Raw genomic sequence first — 24,693 nt, 5'->3', positions numbered from 1 at the left:
CTCCCCCGCCTTGCCCCCGCCTGCCTTGGTCTACCCCCCGCGGCGACTCTCCCCCCGCCTTGGTCTACCCGCCCCCGGCGGCTCTCTCCCCCGCCTTGGTCTTCCCGCTCCAGCGGTGGTCCGGCACGCAAGCTTCCGGCTCTGTTGCCCGTTCCTGTCGGCACGAGCCGGGTGCGACCGCGGGCGCTCCGCGCCCGAAATTTCGGCTTATAGCGCCTTTGGCGAAAGGGTTCGGCCCGGCGACTCCTGATGGCCGCTCGCGATCAGGTCACGAGATGCCGGGCACTCAGCGGCCGGCGACCGCTCGGCCATCAGATCGGGCGCCCGCGAGGTAGATCGCGGGATGCCGTCCGGCGACCGTCCGGGAAAGAGAGGGACGGCCCGATGGTGGCGATGTCCAGTGCGGCCTCCATCGACATTCACCGGACCACGACCATGATCCAGGCATCATCCACGTCGTTCCAGCGATGTGAACGACGCCTGGTTCACCTGACGGCCGGCTCGGTGAACCTCGGCGGGCAGCCCACTAGCGGCGGTCGCTTGCGGCGATCCGGTCGATCAGCATGTGGAGCAGCTCGTCGCCGGTCACGTGCCACTTCTCGGCGGTGAGCAGGCCACTGTTCTCCATCGCGATGATGCCCTGCACGCTGCTCATCAGCAGCGCGCCGACCGGGCCGGATCTGGCGGGGTCGCCGATCACGTCGGTCACGATGGCGAGGAACTGGTCGTGCGTGCGGGACACGGCAGCGATCGCGTCGGGGTAGACACCGACCGGGGTGGAGAACATCAGCGCGTAGGCGTGCGGGCTCTGCCGGCCGACCTCCATCAGGCCGGCCAGCGCCTGCTCCAGCCGGTCGGCGGGCGGGCGGTCACGGTCCGCGATGAGCGCGTCCAGCCGGACGCCGATCGCGTCCCAGCGCTCGGCCGCGACCGCGGCGAGCAGGTGCTCCTTGTCCGGGAAGTGCCCGTAGGGCGCGCCGCGGGAGACCCCGGCGCGGGCGCCGACCTCGCGGAGCGTCACGGCGTCGGGGCCGCCCTCGTCGAGCAGCGCCGCGGCGGCGTCGACAAGCGCGCGGCGGGTGGCGGCCGCACTCTCCACTCTGCTGACCATGCCGTCAATCTACCTGACAGCGTCATCCGACTCACTTGACAATGTCACATGAAGCGGTACCGTCATTCACATGACAACGTCACATGAAGAACTGATCCTGATCAGCGGCACGTCCACCGGCATGGGGGCGGCCGCCGCGCGCGAGCTGGCCCGCCGCGGCTTTCACGTGCTCGCGGGCGTGCGCCGGGAGGCGGACGCCGACGCGCTGCGCGCCCCGGGTCTCGAGCCGGTGCTCCTCGACATCACCGATCCGGCGCAGATCGAGGCGGTCGCCCACCGCATCACCACCGATCCGGCGCAACGACCGCTGCGCGCGGTGATCAACAACGCCGGCACCGCCATCAACGCGCCGGTCGAGCTGCTGTCGATGGACGAGTGGCGGCGGCAGTTCGACGTCAACTTCTTCGGGCACGTCGCGGTCACCAAGGCCGTCCTGCCCGCGCTCCACGCGAGCTCCGGCCGGGTGGTGAACATCAGCTCGATCGGCGGAAAGGTCGTGCTGCCGACCTACGGCGCGTACGGCGGCGCGAAGTTCGCCCTGGAGGCGATGAGCGACGCCCTGCGCCGCGAGCTCGCCCCGCACGGCGTGCAGGTCGTGGTGGTCGAGCCCGGCGGCGTGCGCACCGAGATGACCGGCCACGGCATCACCCGGGCGAACGCCACCATCGCGGCGATGTCCCCGGCCGAGCGCGGCCGCTACGGCGGGCTGCTGCAGGCGATCATCAACCAGGCCACCGCGTTCACCGCCTCGGGCCTGCCCGCCGAGGCGGCCGGCCGGATCATCGCCGACGCCGCGACGGTACGCCGCCCCCGCACCCGCTACACCGTCGGCCGCGACGCGGCCGTCCTCACCCGGCTCCCCCGCCTGCTCCCGGACCGGATCCTCGACCGCGTGCTGGCCGCCGACCTCCGCCCCCACTTCCCGAAAAACTACCCCGCCACGGCCTGACCACCCGAAACCCGGCCCGCCAGGGCCTCCGCCCCGAACACCGGGCCCGGCCGATCATGGCCCGGGGAACGCGGGTACGTCGTCGCCTTCCCGCACTCTCGGCATCGAGATGCGGCCGGCAAACAGCCCCGAGGCCGCTATTTCCCGAAATTTCGGGCGCGGAGTGCCCGCTGATCACGCGCTCCGGCAGGCACGGACGCCGCAAGCTCTGTCATCGCTGCCGCTCAACCCGGACGCCATGGGCAGCCAGGCAGCGACAGACGGGCAGGACGGCACCGGGGGCGGGCGACGCGCCAAGGGCGGGCGGGGCGGACCGCCGGCACGGACGAGCCAGGACGGACCGCCGACACGACGAGCCAGGACGGACCGCCGACACGGACGAGCCAGAGCGAACCACCGACACGGACGAGCCAGAGCGGACCACCGACACGGACTGGCGGCGCGCCACGGGCTGACGGCGCGGCAGGGGGCAGGCGGCAGGGCGGGACTCGCGTGGGTTTTCCGGACCACGGCGGGACCGGCTCCGATGCCGGGAGGCAAGCGGAGCGCCAGCGGAGTCTTGGCGGACGGCGAGGTTTGCCCGCGGGAGCATGCGGACCGCAACCACGCCGGAAGCGGGAAAGCAAGGTTTTGATCTGCTCGCAGTTCTTGATCCGAAGCCTGTGCCGCCCGGGACGCGCGTTTCCGGCAGACCATCTGTCCCCGGGCCGCCCCGGTGATCCACTGTGGTGACCGTTAGTCCTTCAGGGCCTTGATGACCTGCTCACCGATGCTGTCGACTAGGCGGAACTCGGTGTGGCCGAGGCAGCCGGCGTCGGTGTTCTCGGCGCCGTCGAGGAGAGCGCTGGTGTAGGGGAGGACGAGGAGGTCGCATTTCGAATAAAAGGTGCGCCAGCCGAGCGCGCCGGGGGTCTCGTCGCCGGCGTTGAGGGCGCGGAGGAAGGCGGAGCCCGGGAGCATTTCGCGACAGGAGGGGTCGAAGGAGCAGATCGTGAGGACGCGGGTGCCGTGGTGGGGGCCCGCGAGCGAGATCAGGTCGTCGACGTGGGCGGCGCCGCCGAGATTCTTCACGTAGTAGCGCGCGACCAGCGCGCCCATGGAGTGCGCCACGATGTCGACGCGGTCGGCGCCGATCTTCGAGATGTAGGAGTCGAGCAGCGCGGCCGTGGTGACGTTGGAGACGCGGTAGTTGTAGCCGAACGGGTGGATGTCGGCGGCGTCGTAACCGGCTGCCTTGAGGCGTCCGACCAGCTTGTTCCAGGTGGCGGGCGTGCTGTTGTAGCCGTGGATCAGGACGACGGGCTCGCGGCGGGCGGCGGCGTGGGCCGGCGCGGCGGTACCGGTCAGGATCGCGAGAAAGGCCAGCAGGGCAGCGGCGAGCTTCGGGCGCATGCCTCGGACGATATGACCGCCAAGCCCGAATTATGAGCTATTTCGGGATTTCGGAGTCGGCGGCGAGCGTCTGCTGCCCGGCCTTGAGCAGGTCGGGGAGCGCGCGGGCGGTCACCCCGGTCAGGCGGATCACGGTGCCGTCGGTGAGCAGCGCGAACACGCGGCCTCGCTCGCCGGGCGCGATCTCGGCCACGTCCGCCCACGGTATGTGCCGGGAGCCGAGCAGTGCGCGCACGCGCAGGCCGGTGGGGCCCGCGTCGGTGCCGGACCGGGCGGCCCAGACCGCGACGGACAGCGGGACGAGCACGACAGGCGCGAGCCAGAGGTTCGCGGCCGGCATCCCCAGCGCGCCGACGGTCGCAAGGCCGGCGGCGATGGCGAGGGGGCCGGACTGGCGGTACCGGATCACGGTGGACCTGCTGCTCACCCCCGCATCCTCCCACCGCCGTCACCCGGCCGGGTGCGCCGGGTGCGGCCTAACTCGCCCGATCGGGGGCATACTGACCCGGGAACGGTCATGAGCAGGACTTATCCGGCTTGGAAATCGAGGTTTCGACATGACACGACTGCTGGCGATCGGCACGGAGAAGGGGTTGTTCCTCGCGACCCACGACGGCGGCGGCTGGGACGTGCAGCCGTTGCAGTTCAACGTGAAGTCGGTGTACGCGGTGGCGATCGACACGCGCGGCGGCACCCCGCGGATCCTGGTCGGCGCGTCCTCCGCCCACTGGGGACCGAGCGTGGCGATCAGCTCTGACCTCGGCAAGACCTGGGAGGAGCCGGACGACCCGGCGATCACGTTCCCGGATGACACCGGCGCCGCGGTGGAGAACGTCTGGCAGCTCACGCCCGGCCCGGCCGACCGGCCGGAGGTGGTCTACGCGGGCACGCAGCCGTCCGCGCTGTTCCGCTCCGACGACGGCGGCCGCTCGTTCTCGCTGGTCCGCGGCCTGTGGGACCACCCGCACCGGACGACCTGGGAGCCGGGCGGCGGCGGTCAGGCGATCCACACGATCCTGCCCGACCCGCGCGACGACGCGCGCATGGTGGTGGCGATGTCGACCGGCGGCGTCTACCGGACCACGGACGGCGGCACGAACTGGGCGCCGGGCAACGCCGGCATCAAGGCCGTGCACGTGCCGGACCCGTTCCCGGAGTACGGGCAGTGCGTCCACAAGGTGGCACGCGACGGCGCGGACCCGGACCGGTTCTACGCGCAGGTGCACCACGGCGTCTACCGGTCCGACGACGGCGCGGCCAGCTGGGAGTCGATCGCGGAGCCGCTGCCCGGCGACTTCGGATTCCCGATCGTGGCGCACCCGTCGCGGCCGGGCACGATCTGGAACTTCCCGATGATCGCGGACATGGACCGCTACCCGGCGGACCACCGGTGCCGCGTCTACCGGTCCCGCGACGCGGGCAGTTCCTGGGAGGCGCTGGAGAACGGGCTGCCGGCCACGCCGTTCTACCCGTCCGTGCTGCGCGACGCGATGTGCGTGGACGGCGGCGACCCGGCCGGCGTCTACTTCGGCGCGAAGTCCGGCGAGGTCTTCGCCAGCCTGGACGAGGGCGACAGCTGGGAGACCGTGGCCGCGCACCTGCCCGCGGTGCTCTGCGTGCGGGCGGCGGTGATCTGATGGGCGCGGTGATCCTGCTGCCCGGCGTGCTCCGGGCCGACGCCGGCGACGAGGCCAGGCTCTCGGTGGCCGCGCCCGGCACGGTCCGGGACGTGCTCGCCGAGATCGCGGACCGGTGGCCGCGCCTGGCCAAGCGGCTGCGCGACGAGCAGGGCGGTCTCCGGCGGTACGTGAATCTCTACGTCGACGGCGAGGAGTGCCGGCGGATGAGCGGTCTGGAGACGCCGGTCCCGGACGGCGCAGAGATTCAGATCATTCCGTCGGTCGCGGGCGGGTGACGCGCACCGGCCTGCGCCAACGCGGTAGGTTGGGGGCCGCCCCGGCTACTGTGCCGTAACTCACCGACGCAACAATCGTTGCTGATGGATAGGTGCGGCCGTGCCGAGGCGCGGCGGATCCACCCTTTCGCGTTTCCCTCGGCGACAGGACCACCCGGTGCCCACGTCAATCATTCTGCCCGCGGCCGGCGCGCTGCTGCTCGTCGCCGGCCTGACCGGGCTGCTGTCCGCGCCCGTCGCGGCCGGCGGGGCGATCGTGCTGGTCACCGCACAGGCGGCGAGCGCGCTGATCCGGCGGGCGCTGAGCCTCCACGCGGCCACCCGCACGTTCGGGCCGTGCCGCGGCGCCGGGCTGCTCGGCATGGGCGCGATCGCGGCCGGGCTCACCGTGCTCGGCGTGCTGGCCACAGGGCCGGACGTCCGGCCGACGGTCGCGATGGCCGGGCTGGTCGGGTCCGCGATGGTCTACCTGTCCGGGATCATCCTGCTGCCGGGCGCGGCCACGACCGTGCCGGCCCGGCTGCGGCGCGCGGTCGACGGCGCGGGCGTGGGCACCAGCCTGGCGTTCGCGGCGTACCTGATACCCGGCGGGGCGTCGATGCCCCCGGCCGCGCTGGCCACCACGCTGCTGTCCGCCGCCGCGCTCTCGGTCATCGTGATCACCGCGCTGCGGGTCACCACCTACCGTCCCGCCGCGTGGCTCTGCGGCGGCGGGGCCACGTTCGCGCTGATCGGCCTCGGCGGGATCGTGCACTACGCGTACGAGGGAAATCCGTACGTGCTGCTCGGCTCCGCGCTGTTCGTCTCCGCCGGGCCGTTGATCGCGGCCGCGGGCGCGCGCCGCACCGCGCAGGAGCCGACGCCGGCCCCGCCCGGCACCCCCGAGTCCGTCCTGACCGGATACCCGGTGCTCGCGGTGCCGATGCTGATAGCGCTCGGCAGCGCGGTCTACCACGTGCTCGCCGGCCACAGCTTCGACGCCCGGTCCATCCTGCTCGGACTGTCGATCATCCCGTGCGTGGTGCTCCGGGAGATCCTGGCCGTGCTGGACATCCGCCGGTACAGCCGGCGGCTCGCCACGCAGGAGGCGCAGTTCCGGTCGCTGGTCTCCGGCGCCAACGACCTCACGCTCATGATCGGCACCGACCTGATCGTGCGCTGGCAGTCCCCGGCCGCGGCCCGTCTCTTCGGGCTCTCCGACGCGGAGGTGGTCGGGCGCTCGTTCGCCGGCCTGCTGCACCCGGACGATCGCGCGGACGCGGTCTCCGTGCTCCGCGAGGTGCTGGCCGCCGAGGGCACGCCCGCGGAACGACCGCCGTTGATCACGGCAAAACTGCGCGACGGGTACGGCGCGTGGCGCGACACCGAGTCCACGATCAGCGACCAGCGGGACGTCCCCGAGGTGAGCGCGCTGGTCGTGCACGTGCGGGACATCGGCGACCGCAAGCACCTGGAACGGAAACTGCACGAGATCGCGTACACGGACCAGCTCACCGGGCTGCCGAACCGGCGCGAGATCATGCGGACGCTCGCGGCGCAGCGGGCCGTCCCCGGCCACACCGGCGCGCTGCTCGTCGTCGAACTGCTCGGCATCGCGGACCTCAGCGACCAGCGCGGGCGCGAGACCGCGGACGCACTGCTGGTCGAGGCCGGGCGGCGGATGCGGTCGCTGCTCACGCCGGACGATCTGCCGGGGCGGCTCGGCGGCGGCGAGTTCGCGGTGCTGACCGTGCAGGGGCCGGTGCTGGCGTACGCGCTGGGGACCCGGCTGCTGACCGTGCTGACCGCGCCGTACCAGCTGCCCGGCACGCTCATCGACCTGCACGTGAGCGTCGGCCTGGCCGAGGTCGGCGCGTCCGCGACCAGCATCGACGAGGTGCTGCGCCGCGCGGACCTGGCCCGGCGCCGCGCCCGCCAGCAGGGGCCGGACCGGATCGAGTGGTACGACTCGTACCTGGAGGAGCAGCTCGTCCGCCGGATGGACATCGAGCGGGAGATCGTCGGCGTCACCGACCGCGGCGAGCTGGACCTGGTCTACCAGCCGATCCTCGCGCTGCCCGAGCGCGCCACGGCCGGGGTCGAGGCGTTGCTGCGCTGGCGCAACCCCACGCTCGGCACGGTCCACCCGGGCGAGCTGATCCCGGTCGCGGAGGCGCTGGGCGTGATGCCGGAGATCGGCACCTGGGTGCTCTCCACCGCGCTGCGCCGGCTCGCGGAGTGGACGCCGGCGCACCCCGCGCTCACGCTCACGGTCAACGTGTCGCCGCGCGAGCTGGCCGTGCCGGACTTCGTGCACCGCGTCGCCGCGATGCTGAACGCGCACGGCATCGCGCCGGAACGGCTGGTCATGGAGGTCGCGGAGGACCGGATCCCGGACGACATGCCGGCCGTGGTCACCCAGTTCGCCAAACTGCGTGCCCTGGGGGTACGGACCGCGATCGACGACTTCGGGGCCGGGCAGGCGTCGCTGGCCCAGCTGCGCCGCATGCCGGTCGACATGCTCAAGGTGGACGGTGAGCTGATCTCCCGCCCGGTCGACGCGGAGTCGGGCGGGCAACCGCTGATCGACGTGATCGTCGGGCTGGGGCGGCGGCTCGGCCTGGAGATCGTGGCGGAGCGGCTGGAGACGACGGAGCAGGTGCGCGAGGCGGTCCGGGCCGGGCTGCCGCGCGGGCAGGGCTTCCGGCTGTCGCGGCCGGCGCCGGCGGAACGGGTCGAGGCGTTCCTGACGGAACCGACCACACTGTCCTGATCGGTCGGTTCGCGCGGCTGCCGCACAATGCGGTGGTGAGCCAATATTTCCAGGCCGGCGCCGTGGAGTTGTGGAATCCGGCGACCGCGGTGGCGCGGCTGTTCGCCCGTCAGGTCGAGGCGGTGGCGCCGATCGCCGGGGTGCCGACCGGTCTCGGGCCGGAGATAGGCGACGAGTACGACATCGACCTGCCGGAGTTCACCGCGTTCGTGGGGGCGCTGGTGGGCAGGTATCGCACGGCGACGCATCCGGTGCTGCGCGCGCTCGTCGAGCCGGTAGCCGCGGTCGGGATCGTGCTGGTGGAGCGGGCCGGCGGGTCGGTTCCTGAGCTGACCGGGCCGGCGGGGGCGATGGACGAGCGGAACGTGGTGGTGTTCGCCGACGGCGTCGGGCCGATGGGGGACGTGGAGCTGCTGCGGCGGGCCGCGGACGAGATGGGCCGGGCGATGCCGTGGTGACCCGCATCGACATGGTGTGAGCAGCTCGCGCCGGCCCAGGTGGGGCGGGCTCTCCTTCGTACCCTCAGATGGTCTTGAATGGTTTCGGCCCGGCCGGAGAAACCCGGCCGGGCCGTTTGCCTGCGGCTCTACCTCAGCCCTCGACGCCGAGGCGCGAGAGGATCAGCTCGCGGACCGTCTTCGCGTCGGCCTGGCCGCGCGTGGTCTTCATGACCGCACCGACCAGCGCGCCCGCCGCCGCGACCTTGCCGTCACGGATCTTGGCGGCCACGTCCGGGTTCGCCGCGATCGCGTCGTCCACGGCCGCGGTGAGCGCGCCCGTGTCGGAGACGACCTCGAGCCCGCGCGCGGTCATGATCTCGCGCGGCGAGCCCTCGCCCGCGACCACGCCCTCCAGGACCGCGCGGGCCAGCTTGTCGTTGAGCTTGCCCTCGTCGACCAGCTGCTGCAGCTCCGCGACCTGGGCCGGCGTGGCGCCGACCGTGGAGAGCTCGATGCCCTCCTCGTTCGCGCGCCGGGCCAGCTCGCCCAGCCACCACTTGCGCGCGCCCGCGGCGGTCGCGCCGGCCGCGATCGTGGCCTCGATCAGCTCGACCGCGCCCGCGTTGACCACGGACTGCATGTCCTGGTCCGTGAGGTCCCACTGCTCCTGCAGCCGCTTGCGGTGCAGGCGCGGCGCCTCCGGCAGCGCGGCCTTGAGCTCGGCGACCCAGGCCGCGTCCGGCGCCATCGGCACCAGGTCCGGCTCCGGGAAGTACCGGTAGTCGGTCGCCTCCTCCTTGGACCGTCCGGCGCGCGTGTCGCCGGTGTCCTCCTGGAAGTGGCGGGTCTCCTGGAAGATCCGGGTGCCGACGTCGAGCAGCGACGCCTGGCGGATCATCTCGGCGCGGACCGCGCGCTCGACGGACCGCAGCGAGTTCACGTTCTTGGTCTCGGTGCGGGTGCCCCACTCGGTCTGGCCGGCCGGGGTGAGCGAGGTGTTCACGTCGCAGCGCATCGAGCCCTGCTCCATGCGCACGTCCGAGACGTTCAGCGAGCGGATCACGTCGCGCAGCTCGGTCACGTAGGCGCGCGCGACCAGCGGCGCCTTCGCCCCGGTGCCCGGGATCGGCTTGGTGACGATCTCGACGAGCGGGATGCCGGCCCGGTTGTAGTCCACGAGCGACTCGGTGGCGCCGTGGATGCGCCCGGTCGCGCCGCCGACGTGCAGCGTCTTGCCGGTGTCCTCCTCCAGGTGCACGCGCTCGATCTCGACGCGCACCATCTCGCCGTCGACCTCGACGTCGAGGTAGCCGTCGACGCAGAGCGGCTCGTCGTACTGGCTGGTCTGGAAGTTCTTCGGCATGTCCGGGTAGAAGTAGTTCTTCCGGGCGAACCGGCACCACTCCGCGATCGAGCAGTTGAGCGCGAGCCCGATCCGGATCGTCGCCTCGATCGCGGCGCGGTTCGGCACCGGCAGTGCGCCGGGCAGACCGAGGCAGACCGGGCAGACCTGCGTGTTGGGCTCCGCGCCGAACTCGGTCGGGCACCCGCAGAACATCTTCGTCTTCGTCCCGAGCTCGACGTGCGTCTCCAGGCCGATCACCGGCTCGTAGCGCGCGACGACATCGTCGTACGGCGGCAGCACGGTCGTGGTCATGAACTCTCCCGGGTTCTTCATTTCAAAACCAAACAAAGCAGCGGGGGTACGGCGGGAGCCTGTTCCGGCTCCCGCCGTGTCTTCAGCGTTACAGCGCCGGCGGGGTCAGCACACCGACCGTGGACTCCAGCGCGGCCGCGACCCGGTACATCCGGTCGTCGGCCATCGTCGGGGCCATGATCTGCAGACCGACCGGCAGTCCCTCGGAGAGGCCGCACGGCACCGAGATGGCCGGTCCGCCGTACAGGTTCGTCGGGATCGTGAACAGGTCGGCCAGGTACATCTGGTACGGATCGCTGGTCCGCGAGCCGAACGGGAACGCCACGAACGGCGTGGTCGGCGAGACCAGCACGTCGACCTGCTCAAAGGCGGACGTGAAGTCGCGCGTGATGAGCGTGCGCACCTTCTGTGCCTGGCCGTAGTAGGCGTCGTAGTAGCCGGACGACAACGCGTACGTGCCCAGGATGATCCGGCGCTTGACCTCGGGGCCGAAACCGGCCTCGCGGGTCAGCGACATGACCTCCTCCAGCGAGTGCTTGCCGTCGTCGCCGGTGCGCAGCCCGAACCGGACGCCGTCGAACCGGGCCAGGTTCGACGAGGCCTCGCTCGGCGCGATCAGGTAGTAGGCGGGCAGCGCGTACTGGAAGTGCGGGCAGGAGATCTCGACGACCTCCGCGCCCAGCTTGGTCAGCGCCTCGACCGCGTCCCGGAACGCGGCCATCACGCCCGGCTCCGCGCCCTCACCGTTGAACTCGCTGACCAGGCCGACCTTGACGCCGGTCAGGTCGCCGTTCGCGCCGAGCCGTGCGGCCGCGACCACGTCCGGCACGGCCTGCGGGATGGACGTGGAGTCGCGCGGGTCGTGGCCGGCGATGACCGAGTGCAGCAGCGCCGCGTCCTGCACGTTCCGGGCGCACGGGCCGGGCGTGTCGAGCGACGAGGAGAACGCGATCAGCCCGTACCGCGAGGTGCCGCCGTAGGTGGGCTTCGCGCCGACCGTGCCGGTGACGGCGCCAGGCTGGCGGATCGAGCCGCCGGTGTCCGTGCCGATCGCGAGCGGGGCCTCGTAGGCCGCGATCGCGGCCGCGCTGCCGCCGCCGGAGCCGCCCGGGATGCGCCCGAGGTCCCACGGGTTGTTCGTGGCGCCGTAGGCGGAGTATTCCGTGGACGAGCCCATCGCGAACTCGTCCATGTTGGTCTTGCCGAGCATCACGGTGCCGGCGGCGCGCAGCCGCTCGACGATCGTGGCGTCGTACGGCGGCCGCCACCCCTCCAGGATCCTGGAGGCGGCGGTGGTCGGAACGCCCTTGGTGGCGAGCACGTCCTTGACCGCGATCGGGACGCCGGCCAGCGGGCCGAGCTCCTCGCCCGCGGCACGCCGCGTGTCCACGTCACGGGCGGCGGCGAGCGCGCCCTCCGTGTCGACGTGCAGGAACGCGTGCACGCGCTCGTCCACGGCGGCGATCCGGTCCAGGTGCGCCTGGGCCACCTCGACCGCGGAGACGTCGCCGGCGGCGATCGTGGCGGCCAGTTCGGCCGCGGTCAGCCGGGTGAGATCCGACATCGGGCTCAGGCCTCCTCATCCAGGATGCGCGGGACGCGGAATCGCCCGTCCTCGGCGTCGGGGGCGCCGGAGAGCGCGCCTTCCTGCGACAGCCCGGGGACCACGACGTCGTCCCGGAAGACGTTGGTCAGCGGCACCGAGTGCGACGTCGGCGGAATGTCCGTAGCGGCGACGTCGCCGATCCGGGCGACCGACTGCAGGATCACGTCGAGCTGACCGGCGAAAACGTCCAGCTCCTGCTCCGTCACGGCAAGCCGCGACAGGCGCGCCAGGTGCGCGACCTCCTCGCGGGAGATGGCGGCCATGGGATTGCCCCCTTGGTAGTTCGCTCTTCGATTGACCTGTGACCGGCGTCGCGCCGCGCAGCTGGGCAGGCCGGGCTTGCGCGCAGCGTCGCACGGGTCGGTGACCTGTGCGAGTCTATTTGTCACCCTCGGCACCGGCCCGAGCGACTCCCCGGATGCCGCGCGCCGCCGGTGCGGAATCGTCGTCCAGGCCTTCCAGCGTGCTCTCGCCGCGGCTCTCCGGCACACCGCCCTCGGCGCGCCGGTTCGTCCGCCGGCCGTTGCGGCGGGGGAACGAGCCGGGCTCGGCCGGCTTCTCCTCCGGGTGGACGTCGGTGCGCGCGTCGTTGAGCGGTCGGTCCTCCGGGCGCGCGTCGTGCAGGACCGGCGGGCGGTAGCGGGAGAGCCAGACGCCGAACTCCTCGGCCGGCATCGGGCGGCCGTAGAACCAGCCCTGCGCGACGTGGCAGCCGGCGGCGCGCAGCATCCGCCAGGTGCGCTCGTCCTCGACGCCCTCGGCAACGACGCGCAGGCCGAGCGCGCCGGCGAGCTCGATCATGGACTTGACGATCGCCGCGTCGTCGCCGTCCTCGACCATGCCGAGCACGAACGAGCGGTCGATCTTCACCTCGGAGAGCGGCAGCCGGCGCAGGTGCTGCATGGACGAGTAGCCGGTGCCGAAGTCGTCGAGCGCGATCGCGATGCCGAGCCGTGCGAGCCGGGAAAGCGTGACCAGGACCCGGCGCGGGTCGGCCATCAGCGCGCTCTCGGTGATCTCCAGCTGCAGCCGGTCCGCGGGCAGGCCGTACCGCGCGAGCCGGTCCTCGATCTGGTCGACGATGTCGCCGGTGTGCAGGTCCCGGACGCTGACGTTGAGCGCGGCCCGCATCGGCAGGCCCTCGTCCCGCCACCTCGCGAGCTGCTCGATCACGTCGTCGATCACCCGGCGGGTGAGCAGCCGCATCACCGCGGTGTGCTCGGCCGCCTTGATCAGCTCCTCCGGGTGCACCATGCCGCGCTCCGGGTGCCGCCAGCGCAGCAGCGCCTCGACGCCGACGACCTCGCCGGTGTCGATCGCGACCTGCGGCTGGTAGTACATGCGGATCTCTCCGGCGCCCGGCAGCTGCGGCACGTCCGTGACCTCGGAGTCCGCGTCGCGCTGCAGGTAGGCCGCGACGCCGCCGGTCACCTCGAGCGCGGTGCGCAGGTCGCCGAGCAGGCTGAGCCGCTCGGGCGAGTTGTGGTCGGCCTCCGGCGCGTAGACCGAGACCGCATCGCCGCGCTGCTTCGCCTCGTACATGGCGACGTCCGCGTGCCGCATCAACGTCTCGAAGTCGGTGCCGTGCTCGGGGTAGATCGCGACGCCGATCGACCCTCCGATGTCGAGCGGCAGGCCGTCCAGCAGCACCGGCTCGTCCAGCGCCTCGGCGATCACGGCGGCGGTCCGGCGCGCGGCCGCGACGTCCGCGAGCCGCGGCGCGAGCACCGCGAACTCGTCGCCGCCGAGCCGGGCGAGCACGGCCGGCGCCTCCACGACCGTGGCGAGCCGCTTGGCGACCTCGGTGAGCAGCCGGTCGCCGACCGCGTGGCCGAGCGCGTCGTTGACCCGCTTGAACCGGTCGAGGTCCAGCAGGAGCAGCGCCATGTGCCGGTCGGGCCCGCCGCGGGCGGCCCGTTCCGCGTGCGCGGCCGCCTGGTCCGCAACCTCGGCGAGCAGCGCCTTGCGGTTGGCGAGCCCGGTGAGCGGGTCGAGCCGGGAGATCTTCTCGTGCGCGGTGGAGAGCCGCGCCATCCGGTAGACCGCGTAGAGCGGCAGCAGGATGAGCGGGATCAGCGCGGCGCTGAGGTGCGCGGCGACGACCAGCAACGGGCTCAGGAACAGCAGCGAGCCGGCCGAAAGCACCTCGAAGCCGAGGCCGCTGACGAACATGACCGGCCACCGGCCGCCGAACCGCAGCCAGACCGCGGTGGTGACGGTGCCGTAGGTGACCGCGAACCAGGCCGCGCCGGCTGCCACGACCGCAAGCACGTCGGTCCACGAGGGATTGCCGCCGGCCCGGAACGCCAGCTCGGGCCCTGCCGCGAGCACCGCGGCGGCCGCGGCCAGCGCGAGCGCGTGCTGGGCGATGTTGAAGCCGGTGCGCCAGATGCTGCTGCGCATGCGCGCGCCGGAGACCGCGACGGCCGCGGCCTGCACGACGATCGCCGGGCCGAGCCCCCAGCCCAGCATGATCGCGAAGGTGAGGCAGACCGAAGCAAGGATCGCCGCGCCGAGCCGCCGCCCGGAGGGCGTGAACGGGCGCGCGTCGATCAGCACGGCCAGCACGGCCATGACCCAGAACGAGATCGGCAGCGCGGTCACCTGGCCGGGGAGCGCGAGCAGCGCCCCCGCCGACGCGGTGGCCGCGCCCAGGATCACGGCCCACACGAAGCCCAGGAACGGCACCGCGCGATCCGGCGGCACCAGGTTCCGCAGCGATGCGGGCTCCACGAGACCTCCCCCGTGTTGTAGGCCTCAGTCGACAGACAGGCCCTGCGTCGACCGCTTCACGATAGGTCGGCGGGGGCACCGAGGCATGAAACGGGCGTAGCCGTGACTAACTTGATATACGTCACAAGCACCCGCAATTACCCTTTGTTTACGCGCGACGACTCTCTGTTGCATGGACAATCATGTGTCCAGCGGATCATCGTCAGCTCTCCGAATCCTCCTCGCGATTCACGGCCGCCGCACGTGCCGCATCGGGTCCGTCCGCGAGCAGCACCTCGAAGCCGGCCTCGTCGAGCACCGGCACCTTCAGCTCGCGCGCCCTGTCCGCCTTGCTGCCCGGGTTCTCGCCCACCACCACGAAGTGCGTCTTCTTCGACACCGAGCCGCTCACCTTGCCGCCCCGGGACTCGACCGCCTCCTTCGCGCCGTCCCGGGTGAAGCCGGCCAACGTGCCGGTCACCACCGCGGTGATCCCCTTCAGCGGCTCGGGCGCGTCGAGATCGCGCTCCTCCTCCAGCACCACACTGGACGCGCGCCACTTCTCGACGATCTCCCGGTGCCAGTCGACCCGGAACCACTCGGCCAGGCTCTCCGCGATCGTCTTCCCGACGCCCTCGACCGCGACCAGCCGCTCCACCTCCGCCTCCGCGATGGCCTCGATCGACCCGAGCTCGCGCGCCAGCGCCTTCGACGCCTTCGGCCCGACGTGCCGGATCGAGAGCGCGACCAGCAGCCGCCACAACGGACGCTGCCGCGCCTCGACGAGGTTCTCCAGCAGCTTGTGCGCGTTGCTGCCGAGCGAGCCGTCCTTGTTCACGAAGAACGGCGACGTCAGCAGCTTCCCCTCGTCGAGCGCGAACAGGTCGCCCTCGTCGAAGATGACGCCGTCGTCGACCAGCGCGAACGCGGCCTTGCTGCCGAGCGCCTCGATCTCCAGCACATCGCGATGAGCCAGGTGCACCAGCCGCGCGTGCCGCTGCGCCAGGCAGTTCCGGCTGTTCGGGCAGCGGATGTCGATGTCCGACTCCTTCGCCGGCGCCAGCTCCGCGTCGCAGGACGGGCACCGGGCCGGCATGACGAACGCGCGCGCGTCCGCCGGGCGCTTCTCCAGCACCGGGCCGAGCACCTCGGGGATCACGTCGCCGGCCTTGCGCAGCACCACGGTGTCGCCGATCAGGACGCCCTTGTGCACGACCTCGCGCGCGTTGTGCAGCGTCGCCAGCGTCACGGTCGAGCCCGCGACCAGGACCGGCTCCATCACGGCGAACGGGGTGACCCGGCCGGTGCGGCCCACGTTCACCTGGATGTCGCGCAGGACCGTGGTCACCTCCTCCGGCGGGTACTTGAACGCGATCGCCCACCGCGGCGCCCGGCTGGTCGCGCCGAGCCGTCCCTGGATCGCGACCGCGTCCGCCTTCACCACCACGCCGTCGATCTCGTGCTCGACCGAGTGGCGCTTCCGCCTCGCGTACTCATCGATGAAGGCGTCTATCTCGCCGGCACCGTCGACCAGGCGCCAGCGGTCGCTGGTCGGCAGACCCCAGGCAGCCAGCTGTGCGTACGCCGCGGACTGGCTCTCCGGCCGGAAACCGGCGCGCGCGCCGATGCCGTGCACGACCATGCGCAACGGCCGGGACGCCGTGACCCGCGGATCCTTCTGCCGGAGGCTGCCGGACGCCGCACTGCGCGGATTCGCGAACGGCGCTTTGCCCTGCTCGACCAGGCTCGCGTTCAGCCCCGCGAACTCCTCGACCGGGAAGTAGATCTCACCGCGGACCTCCACCAGATCCGGCACGTCGTCGCCGGCGAGCCGCTCCGGGATCGCGCGGATGGTGCGCACGTTGGCCGTGACGTCCTCACCCGTGTATCCGTCACCGCGGGTCGCGGCCCGGACCAGCCGCCCCTTCTCATACGTCAGATTGATCGCGAGACCGTCCACCTTCAGCTCACAGATGAACCGCACCGGACCGCCCGCGTCCCGCGTGACCCGATCGACCCAGGCCGCGAGCTGCTCCTTGCTGAACACGTTGTCGAGCGACAACATCCGCTCCGCGTGCTGCACCGGCGTGAACAGCGTCGAGAACGTGCCGCCGACCCGCTGGGTGGGCGAATCCGGCGTCCGGAGCGCGGGGAACTGCTGCTCGATCGCCTCCAGCTCGCGCAGCAGCGTGTCGAACTCGCCGTCCGGGATCGTGGGCGAGTCCAGCACGTAGTAGCGGTACTGATGATCGGTCAGCTCGGTGCTCAGCTCGGCGTGCCGCCGGCTCGCCTCGGCCGTGGGCGGCGGACCCGCGGCCGCCACCTGCGCGGCGGTGACCTCGGCCTCCGCATCGATCTCAGGCACGATTCCGCCGTCTCGCACCGCATCAGCCACCATCGCGCCGCCCCCGTCCGGTCCTCGCGCCGTCCCCTGCACGGTAACGATCGGGACCGACATTTTCGAACGACCGGCACCCCGAACTCTCAACAAACCAATCGATCAACTTTATTGCGATCATTCACACACCAGTACGACCATGGTCCCCATGACACACACCCCCACCAACCCGGCCGATCCGCAGCCCGCCTCCCTGCTCGACGCCGTGCGCAACCTCCGCGCCGCGGCGATGAGCTGCACAGACGGCCAGCCCTGGTCCATGCCGGACGATGACGTGCTCGCCGCCCTGGCCGAGGCCCACGCCGCCCAGCAGGCCGTGACCGCGCTCCTGCTCCACCTTATTCAGCAGGCCGACATTCGATCTTTAACCAAGATCAAGAGGCGCGCGGGTACGAGCGCCTGGCTGGCCGAAGAGCTCCACCTCACCGTCCCCGCGGCCCGTCGTCTCGCGAAGCGCGCCCGGCAGGTGTGCACCCGCCCGAGACTCGCCGCCGCGCTGCGCACCGGCCGGGTCAACGCGGAGCAGGCCGGCGCGATCGCCCGCACCGTCCACGACCTGCCGGACACGATCGACGCCACCCGCGCCGACGCCGCCGAGACCATGCTGATCGCCGAGGCCGACCGGCTCGACGCGGTCCGGCTCGCCCGCTCCAGCGACCACGTGCTGGACCTCCTCGATCCGCCCGGCGCCGCCGCCCGCGAGACCGCCCGCCGCCGCGAGGCCGCCACCGCGCCCACCGCCCGCACCACCCGGCGCCTGTCCGTCACCCCCGCCGCCGACGGCGACGCCGTGCGGCTGACCGGCGTGCTCGACGCCCGGTCCGCCGCCGTCCTGGAGGCCGCGCTCCACCGCTACGGCGCCCCGTCTCCCGCCACCCGGCACACGCCCATCGCCCCGCACGCCCCCGAGGACACCCCGGCCGCGGCAGAGCGTCGCGCCGACGCGCTGGTCGAGATCTGCCGCCTGTCCCTCGTCGCCCCCACCCGCCCCGCCCCGGACGGCCGCGACGCCCTGGTCCAGCCCCTCACCACCGACCCGACCGGCGTGGTCGTCGCGCTGAACACACCCCGCACCCGTCTCCCGAACCGCACCACCCGCAAGCGCACCAAGTCCACCCACCACGGCACCGACAAGAACGGCCGCCGCCACCCCACCCGGCGCTGACCCCTCGCCGCACGCCCACCGGAGCGGCCGACCGCCCACAACCCCACCAACCCTCACCGGTACGCACTCGTCCGGTCCGCCCCCGCACGGAAGTCCGTCGCACCTTCACCGATCGGTCGCACCCGCCCCGGGCAGCACACAGCGCAGGGGCGCGGCAGGGCGAGAGCCACGGGCAATGCACGAGCCGTGGGTGGCCCCGGGTCGCTCGACGGGCGTGCCGATGCGGGGATGTGTGATCGACCGGCTCCGTTCGGCACCGCAGTGACTGGTCGGCATCGCCGGTCGCTTCACAAATCTCCAGGGCGGCACAACCACACCACCTTGCGACACACGTACTCCGTGCCCTACGTCTGCGCCGCCCCAGCACGGGGAGCCCCGGCGTCGCGCCGCTCGGAGGAGAGGACGCCGGGGCTCAGGCCTCTCCGAGGTTGCGAGCCGAGAAGAGGCGACCCTCAGCTTAGGCCACCTACTCGACTATGTCGATTATGCATTTACGGCGACGTAGGTCAGTCCACGGTCGACGGTCACCAAGGGATTACATCGAAGATTCGGCCATCGCGACCCGAAAGCATCGGATGTCCAGGTTCGCGCCGGTGACCGGCACGCCGAACCAGTCGTTCGCCGAGGTGACGGCCACCGGGTCACCGGGTCAACACGGTCACCAGATCCACGTGCTCTTCGAAACCGCACGGCATTCAACCCGCACAGCCCACATATCCTTCAGCCCGCGTGGCCTTCAGCCGCCCACGCGGCCTCCAGGTCCGCACCGCCACCAGGTCCGCGCCGCCACCGCACCGGAGCCCGGTGCCGACAGAGAAGGCCGCAGGCAGTGCGTCACTACGCCACCCGCAGCCCGCCACCCGCGGCCCGCCGCACACAGGCAAGCCACCCGCCCAGGGCGCTCCTCAGCGACTCGGCGCCGCGAGTCATAGGGAATCGTCGAAGCACCCTTTCCATAGCCGCAGCTCAAGACCACGTAATCGATTAGATCGACCATGTCAACCTAATCGACTTGGTAGACGTAGTTTTCGCTGCCCTGATCTACTTGGCGTCGCGAGCCGAGAAGAGAAGGAGAAGGAAACCATGGGGGTTTCGAAGAAGGACCGGGTGCGCCTGGCCATCCGGGCACAGATTCTCAGCGGCGAGTTGCCCCCGGGCCACAAGATGCCGTCCACCCGATTGCTCATAGAACAGTACGAGATTTCGTACGGCACGCTCAACACCGTCATCAACATGCTCAAGGCCGAGAATCTGCTCGTCGGCTATCAGGGCGAGGGCGTGTACGTGCGCCACAAGCCGGGCGCCCCCGCCGACGAGTAGGCAGGACTGAAGACACCGGCCAACCGGCAGGGACGGGACCGGGGCGCACCGTCCATCCCAAACGGATGATCGTCCGGCCGGTCGCGACGGCGCACGACCCCGCGCACGAACCGGCGGGGTTAGCGTCGCGGGCAGGGTGCACCCGTGCGGACGGCCGGTGCCACGAGTCCTAAGCAGGTGCGACAGACGTGACCGATCAGAACGTCACCAAGGTGCTGCTCGACGAGTCCGAGATGCCGCGACGCTGGTACAACCTCGTCGCGGACCTGCCCTCCCCGCCTCCACCGGTCCTGCACCCGGGCACGCTGGCGCCGGTCGGGCCGGACGATCTCGCGCCGCTGTTCCCGATGGCGCTGATCGAGCAGGAGGTCACGGACGCGCGCTACGTCGACATCCCGGAGGACGTGCTCGACGTCTACCGCCTGTGGCGGCCGTCGCCGCTGTACCGGGCCCGCCGCCTGGAGAGGGCGCTCGGCACGCCGGCGAAGATCTACTACAAGTACGAGGGCGTCTCCCCCGCCGGCTCGCACAAGCCCAACACCGCGGTCCCGCAGGCCTACTACAACGCCGCGGCCGGCATCCGGCGCCTGACCACGGAGACCGGTGCGGGGCAGTGGGGCACCGCGCTCAGTTTCGCGGCGGCGCAGTTCGGGCTGGAGTGTGAGGTGTGGCAGGTCCGGGCCTCGTACGACCAGAAGCCGTACCGCAAAATCATGATCGAGACGTTCGGGGGCGTGATCCACCCGTCCCCGTCGCCGCTGACCGCGGCCGGACGCGCGGTCCTGGAGCGGGACCCGGCGAGTCCGGGCTCGCTCGGCATCGCCATCTCCGAGGCGGTCGAGGTCGCCGCGCAGCACGCGGACACGAACTACGCGCTCGGCAGCGTCCTCAACCACGTGCTGCTGCACCAGACCGTGATCGGCGAGGAGGCGCTGCTCCAGTTCGCAAAGATCGGCGTCACGCCGGACGTGATCGTCGGCTGCACCGGCGGCGGCTCGAACTTCGGCGGGCTCACGTTCCCGTTCCTGCGCGAGAAGCTGGCCGGGAATCTGGACGTGACGATCCGCGCGGTCGAGCCGGCCAGCTGCCCGTCGCTGACGAAGGGCGTCTACGCGTACGACTTCGGCGACACCGCGGGCATGACGCCGCTGATGAAGATGCACACGCTCGGCCACGACTTCATCCCGGACCCGATCCACGCGGGCGGCCTGCGCTACCACGGCATGTCGCCGCTCATCTCGCACGTCTACGCGCTGGGCCTGATCGAGGCGGTCGCGATCGCGCAGAGCGAGTGTTTCGCGGCCGGCGTCCGGTTCGCGCGCGCCGAGGGCATCGTCCCGGCGCCGGAGCCGACGCACGCGCTCGCGGCCTGCATCGACGAGGCGCTGCGCTGCAAGGAGTCGGGTGAGCCGAAGGTCATCCTCACCGCGCTCTGCGGGCACGGCCACTTGGACCTGGCCGCCTACGGCGCCTACCTGGCCGGCGAGATGACCGACCACGCACCCACGGACGCGCAGCTCGCGGCCGCGATCGCGAACCTCCCGTCCGTACCCGCGTGATCCGATCCTGTGGGGTGGCAGGCCCCTGCCGCCCCACAGGGCCCGGTGAAAGAACGCCTACAGCCGATAGAAATCGGTGTAGTGGTTCGGGCTGTACCAGGTCACGCCGCTGCTCCGGTTGATCACGATGCGGTGCGCGTCGCGTGCGGCGCCGTTCGCCCGCGGATAGACGTCGTACTCGTAATACGTCGCCCCGGACGGCAGCTGCCCCTCCCGGTTGTAGAACTGCCCGCCGGCGAAGTTGTACTGGCTCCCCCACGTGTACCAGCCTCGGCCGGTCGGGAAGCCCCGGTCCGACCAGCCCGACCGCGCGGTCCGTGCCGCGGTGCATCCGCTGATCGTGCACGACGAGTAGACGGTCGCCTCGGCCGCGGACGTGAACGTCGGTGCCACGATCGCGGGCCCGACGATCAGCGCTGCGACCAGCGCGAAGAGCGTCAGCACGCGTGCGAGACCCTGCCGGGCGTGAACGAGGACAGCTGACTCCATGGCTCCTCCATAGATAAGCAGACATCTATGGAAGGATTCTCGGGCCCCTGTCGCCGTCCCCGACAGCCGTCATTTCCGGGTCATACCGTCCGTGCGGGAGTGGCCCGGTACGCGGACGAGAGCAGCTCCGCCACGGCCGGGTCCGGCGCGAACGTCACCGCGTCGATCGCCGCCAGCGGCCGCACCGGGTTGATCGAGTTGGACGAGAACGCGAACGGGAACCGTCCTGCCTCGGACACCGGCACCGGCCGCACCGACCACGGCACGCCGCGCAGGTCGAGCCCGTCCTGGAGCACCCGCATGGACACGCCGGGCAGCATCGCCGCCTCCGGCCACACCACGCCGGTGCCGTCGAAGAAGCCGACGTTCCAGACCGTGCCCTCGCTGACCAGGCCGTTCCGGTCCACGAACAGCGCGTCGTCGAAGCCCAGGCCCTGCGCCCGCCGCCAGTGGTACGTCAGCCCGAACGTCGCCACGTGCTTCACCGCCGGCAGATCCCGCTCGTACGCGACCGTGCACACGCGCACCCGCGACTCCTCCGCCGCGACCGGCGGACCGGCCGTGACCACCACGTGCAGCTCCGCGGGCGCGACCGCGGACGGCCGCCGCCCCTCGCCGGAGTAGACGGCCACGCGCACGGACGCGTCCGGCACGCCGGCGAGCGCGTGCCGCACGTGCTCGCGCACCCGGTCCGCGGGCAGGCCGCGCCCGAACAGCTCCCGGGACTGCCGGTCCAGCCGTTCCAGGTGATGGTCGAGCCCCTGGACCGCACCGTCGCGCACCTGCATGGACGTGAAGTGCCCGTAGTTGCTGACCGCCAGCGCCCACAGCAGGTCCGCGCCCGCCTCGGCCCCGTCCAGCTCGGTCACCGTGTGCGGAGCGCTCATCGGACGTCCGCCGCCTCGTGCAGCCGCCGGCCCGCGTCCCGGCACGCCGCCAGCGCCTCGCGCGCGAACGCCGGGGTCGCGCCCGCGAGCCCGCAGGCCGGCGTGATCACGACCTGCCGTGCCAGCTGCGTGGCCGGGAAGCCCAGGTCACGCCACACCTTGCGGACCCGGTCCGCGACCGCGGCGGACGTGACCGTGCGCGCCTGCGGGAGCGTCGGCCCGGCGCCCGCGAGCAGGCCCAGGCCCGCATCGATCGCCTCGCCGAGCGGGTCCAGCTTCGTGACCAGGGACAGGTCGAGCGCGACGCCGGCCGCGCCGGAGTCGCGCACCACGTCGAGCGGCACGTCCGGCGCGCAGCAGTGCACGATCACCGGCACGCCGACCGCGTCCACGACGAGTCGCAGCAGCTCGGCGGCGAGCGCCGGCTGCACCGCACGGTAGGTGCCCAGCCCGCTCTCGGTCGGCACGCGCGCGGCGAGCGCGGCCGGCATGGACGGCTCGTCCAGCTGCAGCACGACGGTGGCGCCGGGGAGCCGGGTCGCGATGTCGCGGACGTGCAGCGCGAGCCCTTCCGCGAGCGAGGCGGCCAGGTCCCGGACCGCGCCGTGATCGCGCAGCAGCCGCCCGCCGATCGGCAGCTCGATGCTCGCCGCGAGCGTCCATGGGCCGGCCGCCTGCACCTTCACCGGCCCGGTGAATTCGGCCGCCTGCTCGGTGAGCTGGTCGACGTCGCGATCCAGCAGGTCACGGGTGCGCCGCAGATCCTTGCCGGGCCGGGCGGCGACGCGCCAGCGCCCGGCGTACAGCTCGACGGGCAGCTCGACCAGGAAGCCGGCGCCGCGACCGATCAGGTCCGCGCCCGGCCCGCGCGCGGGCAGCTCCGGCAGGTGCGGGAAGTCGGGCAGTTCCCCGAGGATCATCCGCTGGGCCTCGGCGACGTCGGTCCCGGGCAGCGATCCGATCCCGGTCGACGCGCCTTCGGGCCACGGCCAGGCCGCTGGTTCGCTCATGCCGCCGACTCTACTGAGCACGATCGGTCACCCCACGCGCAGAGCACAAAAGATCAACCCCGTTCGCGGGTACGACGAGAGGGCGCGCCCGGCCGACTCTGCGACCAGCTTTATGGCGAAATTTCGGGCCCGCAGCACCCGGCCCGCAGCACCCGGCCCGCAGCGCACAGAGCGCAGGCCGGCATCACCCGGCCGCCCCGCCACAGACGGGCCCGCTCACGTGTGCGTGATCGTCCCCGACCCCAGCACGACGTCCCCGTCCGCCTCCGGCCGGTACACCACCAGCGCCTGCCCGGCCGCCACCCCGCGCGCCGGCGTGCTCAGCGACGCCACCAGCTCGCCGTCCGCCACGGTCACCCGCGCCGGATACGTCTCGCCGTGTGCCCGCAGCTGCACCACGCAGTCCAGCTCCCCCGCGAAGTCCGCCGGGAGCCCGGTCCACACCGGCTTCCCCGCGTGCACCGTGGACACCTCCAGCGCGGCCGCCGGCCCCACCGTCACCGTGTTCGTCTTCGGGGTGATCGACAGCACGTAGCGCGGCCGCCCGTCCGCCGCCGGCACGGTCAGCCCGAGCCCCTTGCGCTGCCCGACCGTGTAGGCGTAGGCGCCGCCGTGCGCGCCCACCACCTCGCCGGTGGACGAGTCCACGATGTCGCCGGGTGCGGAGCCGAGCCGCGACTCCAGGAACCCGCGGGTGTCGCCGTCCGCGATGAAGCAGATGTCGTGCGAGTCCGGCTTCTCCGCGACGCCCAGGCCGCGGCGGGCGGCCTCGGCCCGTACCTCGGCCTTGGTCGAGTCGCCGAGCGGGAAGACGGAGTGGTCCAGTTGCGCACGGTTGAGCACGGCCAGCACATAGGACTGGTCCTTCGGCAGGTCGACGCTGCGCCGGAGCAGGCCGTCCGCGCCGAGGCGGGCGTGATGGCCGGTGACGACCGCGTCGAAGCCGAGTGCGATCGCCCGGTCCAGCACGGCCGCGAACTTGATCTTCTCGTTGCAGCGCAGGCAGGGGTTGGGCGTGCGGCCGGCCGCGTACTCCGCCACGAAGTCGTCGACCACGTCCGCGTGGAAGCGCTCGGCCATGTCCCACACGTAGTACGGAATACCGAGCACGTCGGCGGCCCGCTGGGCGTCGCGCGAGTCCTCGATCGTGCAGCAGCCGCGCGCGCCGGTCCGGAACGTCTGCGGGTTGCGGGAGAGCGCCAGGTGGACGCCGGTGACGTCGTGGCCGGCTTCGACGGCGCGCGCCGCCGCCACCGCCGAGTCGACACCGCCGGACATCGCCGCGAGAACACGCACGTGAAACACCCTCCCCGGATGAAGCTCAGATCAAC

General features: G+C 72.2%; 20 protein-coding genes. 8 read left to right on the top strand and 12 right to left on the bottom strand.

Annotated features, from left to right (window positions below; translation table 11 throughout):
- Positions 1–526: 526 nt before the first annotated feature.
- Positions 527–1,111, bottom strand: a complete 585-nt coding sequence (locus OP04_RS14995) for a TetR/AcrR family transcriptional regulator (RefSeq protein ID WP_033340272.1) — start codon at positions 1,109–1,111, stop codon at positions 527–529.
- 70 nt (positions 1,112–1,181) lie between these two features.
- Here OP04_RS14995 and OP04_RS14990 point away from each other — a divergent pair, with 70 nt between their 5' ends.
- Entirely contained in the window at positions 1,182–2,060 is an 879-nt protein-coding gene (locus OP04_RS14990; RefSeq protein WP_033340271.1) for an SDR family NAD(P)-dependent oxidoreductase, read from the top strand.
- 735 nt (positions 2,061–2,795) lie between these two features.
- Here the strand turns inward: OP04_RS14990 and OP04_RS14985 are convergent.
- Together OP04_RS14985 and OP04_RS14980 are read right to left on the bottom strand one after the other, a co-directional pair.
- Complete coding sequence (locus OP04_RS14985; RefSeq protein WP_033340270.1) at positions 2,796–3,452, bottom strand: esterase/lipase family protein; 657 nt, start codon at positions 3,450–3,452, stop codon at positions 2,796–2,798.
- Positions 3,453–3,489: 37 nt separating this feature from the next.
- The gene (locus OP04_RS14980; protein WP_033340269.1) at positions 3,490–3,879 is read right to left on the bottom strand and encodes a PH domain-containing protein; all 390 of its coding nucleotides are present in this window, start codon (positions 3,877–3,879) and stop codon (positions 3,490–3,492) included.
- Between the two features lie 130 nt (positions 3,880–4,009).
- Between OP04_RS14980 and OP04_RS14975 the strand changes: the two genes are divergently transcribed.
- The 4 genes from OP04_RS14975 (at position 4,010) to OP04_RS14960 (ending at position 8,577) form a co-directional block, all read left to right on the top strand.
- A complete protein-coding gene (locus OP04_RS14975; RefSeq protein WP_033340268.1) occupies positions 4,010–5,089 on the top strand; it encodes a WD40/YVTN/BNR-like repeat-containing protein in 1,080 nt (359 codons plus the stop codon).
- Positions 5,089–5,367, top strand: a complete 279-nt coding sequence (locus OP04_RS14970; RefSeq protein WP_033340267.1) for a ubiquitin-like small modifier protein 1 — start codon at positions 5,089–5,091, stop codon at positions 5,365–5,367. Before OP04_RS14975 ends, OP04_RS14970 begins: the two co-directional genes overlap by 1 nt.
- 157 nt (positions 5,368–5,524) lie before the next feature.
- Complete coding sequence (locus tag OP04_RS14965) at positions 5,525–8,119, top strand: putative bifunctional diguanylate cyclase/phosphodiesterase (RefSeq protein WP_063746607.1); 2,595 nt, start codon at positions 5,525–5,527, stop codon at positions 8,117–8,119.
- A 35-nt stretch (positions 8,120–8,154) separates the two neighbouring features.
- Complete coding sequence (locus OP04_RS14960) at positions 8,155–8,577, top strand: DUF6086 family protein (RefSeq protein WP_157239843.1); 423 nt, start codon at positions 8,155–8,157, stop codon at positions 8,575–8,577.
- 133 nt (positions 8,578–8,710) lie between these two features.
- On the opposite strand, the gene gatB is transcribed toward OP04_RS14960, so the two are convergent.
- The 5 genes from gatB to ligA all read right to left on the bottom strand — a co-directional run bounded on the left by gatB (position 8,711) and on the right by ligA (position 16,899).
- Positions 8,711–10,216, bottom strand: coding sequence for an Asp-tRNA(Asn)/Glu-tRNA(Gln) amidotransferase subunit GatB (gene gatB, locus OP04_RS14955; protein WP_033340300.1), 1,506 nt, complete (start codon positions 10,214–10,216; stop codon positions 8,711–8,713).
- Between the two features lie 88 nt (positions 10,217–10,304).
- Positions 10,305–11,780: an Asp-tRNA(Asn)/Glu-tRNA(Gln) amidotransferase subunit GatA gene (gene gatA / locus OP04_RS14950; protein ID WP_033340266.1), complete on the bottom strand. Its 1,476-nt coding sequence runs from the start codon at positions 11,778–11,780 to the stop codon at positions 10,305–10,307.
- A gap of 5 nt (positions 11,781–11,785) precedes the next feature.
- Entirely contained in the window at positions 11,786–12,085 is a 300-nt protein-coding gene (gene gatC, locus OP04_RS14945) for an Asp-tRNA(Asn)/Glu-tRNA(Gln) amidotransferase subunit GatC (protein ID WP_033340265.1), read from the bottom strand.
- Positions 12,086–12,200: 115 nt separating this feature from the next.
- Positions 12,201–14,555: a putative bifunctional diguanylate cyclase/phosphodiesterase gene (locus OP04_RS14940; protein WP_063746606.1), complete on the bottom strand. Its 2,355-nt coding sequence runs from the start codon at positions 14,553–14,555 to the stop codon at positions 12,201–12,203.
- A 202-nt stretch (positions 14,556–14,757) separates the two neighbouring features.
- Positions 14,758–16,899: an NAD-dependent DNA ligase LigA gene (gene ligA, locus OP04_RS14935; RefSeq protein WP_232323596.1), complete on the bottom strand. Its 2,142-nt coding sequence runs from the start codon at positions 16,897–16,899 to the stop codon at positions 14,758–14,760.
- A 181-nt stretch (positions 16,900–17,080) separates the two neighbouring features.
- On the opposite strand from ligA, the gene OP04_RS14930 reads away from it, so the two are divergent.
- The 3 genes from OP04_RS14930 (at position 17,081) to OP04_RS14920 (ending at position 20,976) form a co-directional block, all read left to right on the top strand.
- Positions 17,081–18,097, top strand: coding sequence for a DUF222 domain-containing protein (locus tag OP04_RS14930; RefSeq protein WP_033340263.1), 1,017 nt, complete (start codon positions 17,081–17,083; stop codon positions 18,095–18,097).
- 1,083 nt (positions 18,098–19,180) lie between these two features.
- Positions 19,181–19,417, top strand: a complete 237-nt coding sequence (locus OP04_RS14925) for a winged helix-turn-helix domain-containing protein (protein ID WP_033340262.1) — start codon at positions 19,181–19,183, stop codon at positions 19,415–19,417.
- 188 nt (positions 19,418–19,605) lie between these two features.
- On the top strand, positions 19,606–20,976 hold the full coding sequence (locus OP04_RS14920) for a TrpB-like pyridoxal phosphate-dependent enzyme (protein WP_033340261.1): 1,371 nt from the start codon (positions 19,606–19,608) through the stop codon (positions 20,974–20,976).
- Between the two features lie 57 nt (positions 20,977–21,033).
- Here OP04_RS14920 and OP04_RS14915 read toward each other — a convergent pair whose 3' ends face one another.
- From OP04_RS14915 to mnmA, 4 genes are all read right to left on the bottom strand, one after another.
- A complete protein-coding gene (locus OP04_RS14915) occupies positions 21,034–21,465 on the bottom strand; it encodes a ribonuclease domain-containing protein (protein WP_033340260.1) in 432 nt (143 codons plus the stop codon).
- Positions 21,466–21,545: 80 nt separating this feature from the next.
- Entirely contained in the window at positions 21,546–22,352 is an 807-nt protein-coding gene (locus OP04_RS14910; RefSeq protein ID WP_033340259.1) for an aminotransferase class IV, read from the bottom strand.
- Positions 22,349–23,362, bottom strand: a complete 1,014-nt coding sequence (locus OP04_RS14905) for a uroporphyrinogen decarboxylase/cobalamine-independent methonine synthase family protein (RefSeq protein ID WP_033340258.1) — start codon at positions 23,360–23,362, stop codon at positions 22,349–22,351. The genes OP04_RS14910 and OP04_RS14905 overlap by 4 nt, the downstream gene beginning before the upstream one ends.
- 216 nt (positions 23,363–23,578) lie before the next feature.
- Positions 23,579–24,658 carry a tRNA 2-thiouridine(34) synthase MnmA gene (gene mnmA / locus OP04_RS14900; protein WP_033340257.1) on the bottom strand — a complete coding sequence of 360 codons (1,080 nt, stop codon included), beginning with the start codon at positions 24,656–24,658 and terminating at the stop codon, positions 23,579–23,581.
- Positions 24,659–24,693: the final 35 nt, after the last annotated feature.

The sequence above is a fragment of the Catenuloplanes japonicus genome, assembly GCF_000717135.1.
Taxonomy (GTDB): Bacteria; Actinomycetota; Actinomycetes; order Mycobacteriales; family Micromonosporaceae; genus Catenuloplanes; species Catenuloplanes japonicus.
This window is presented reverse-complemented; position numbering and strand designations above follow the sequence as displayed.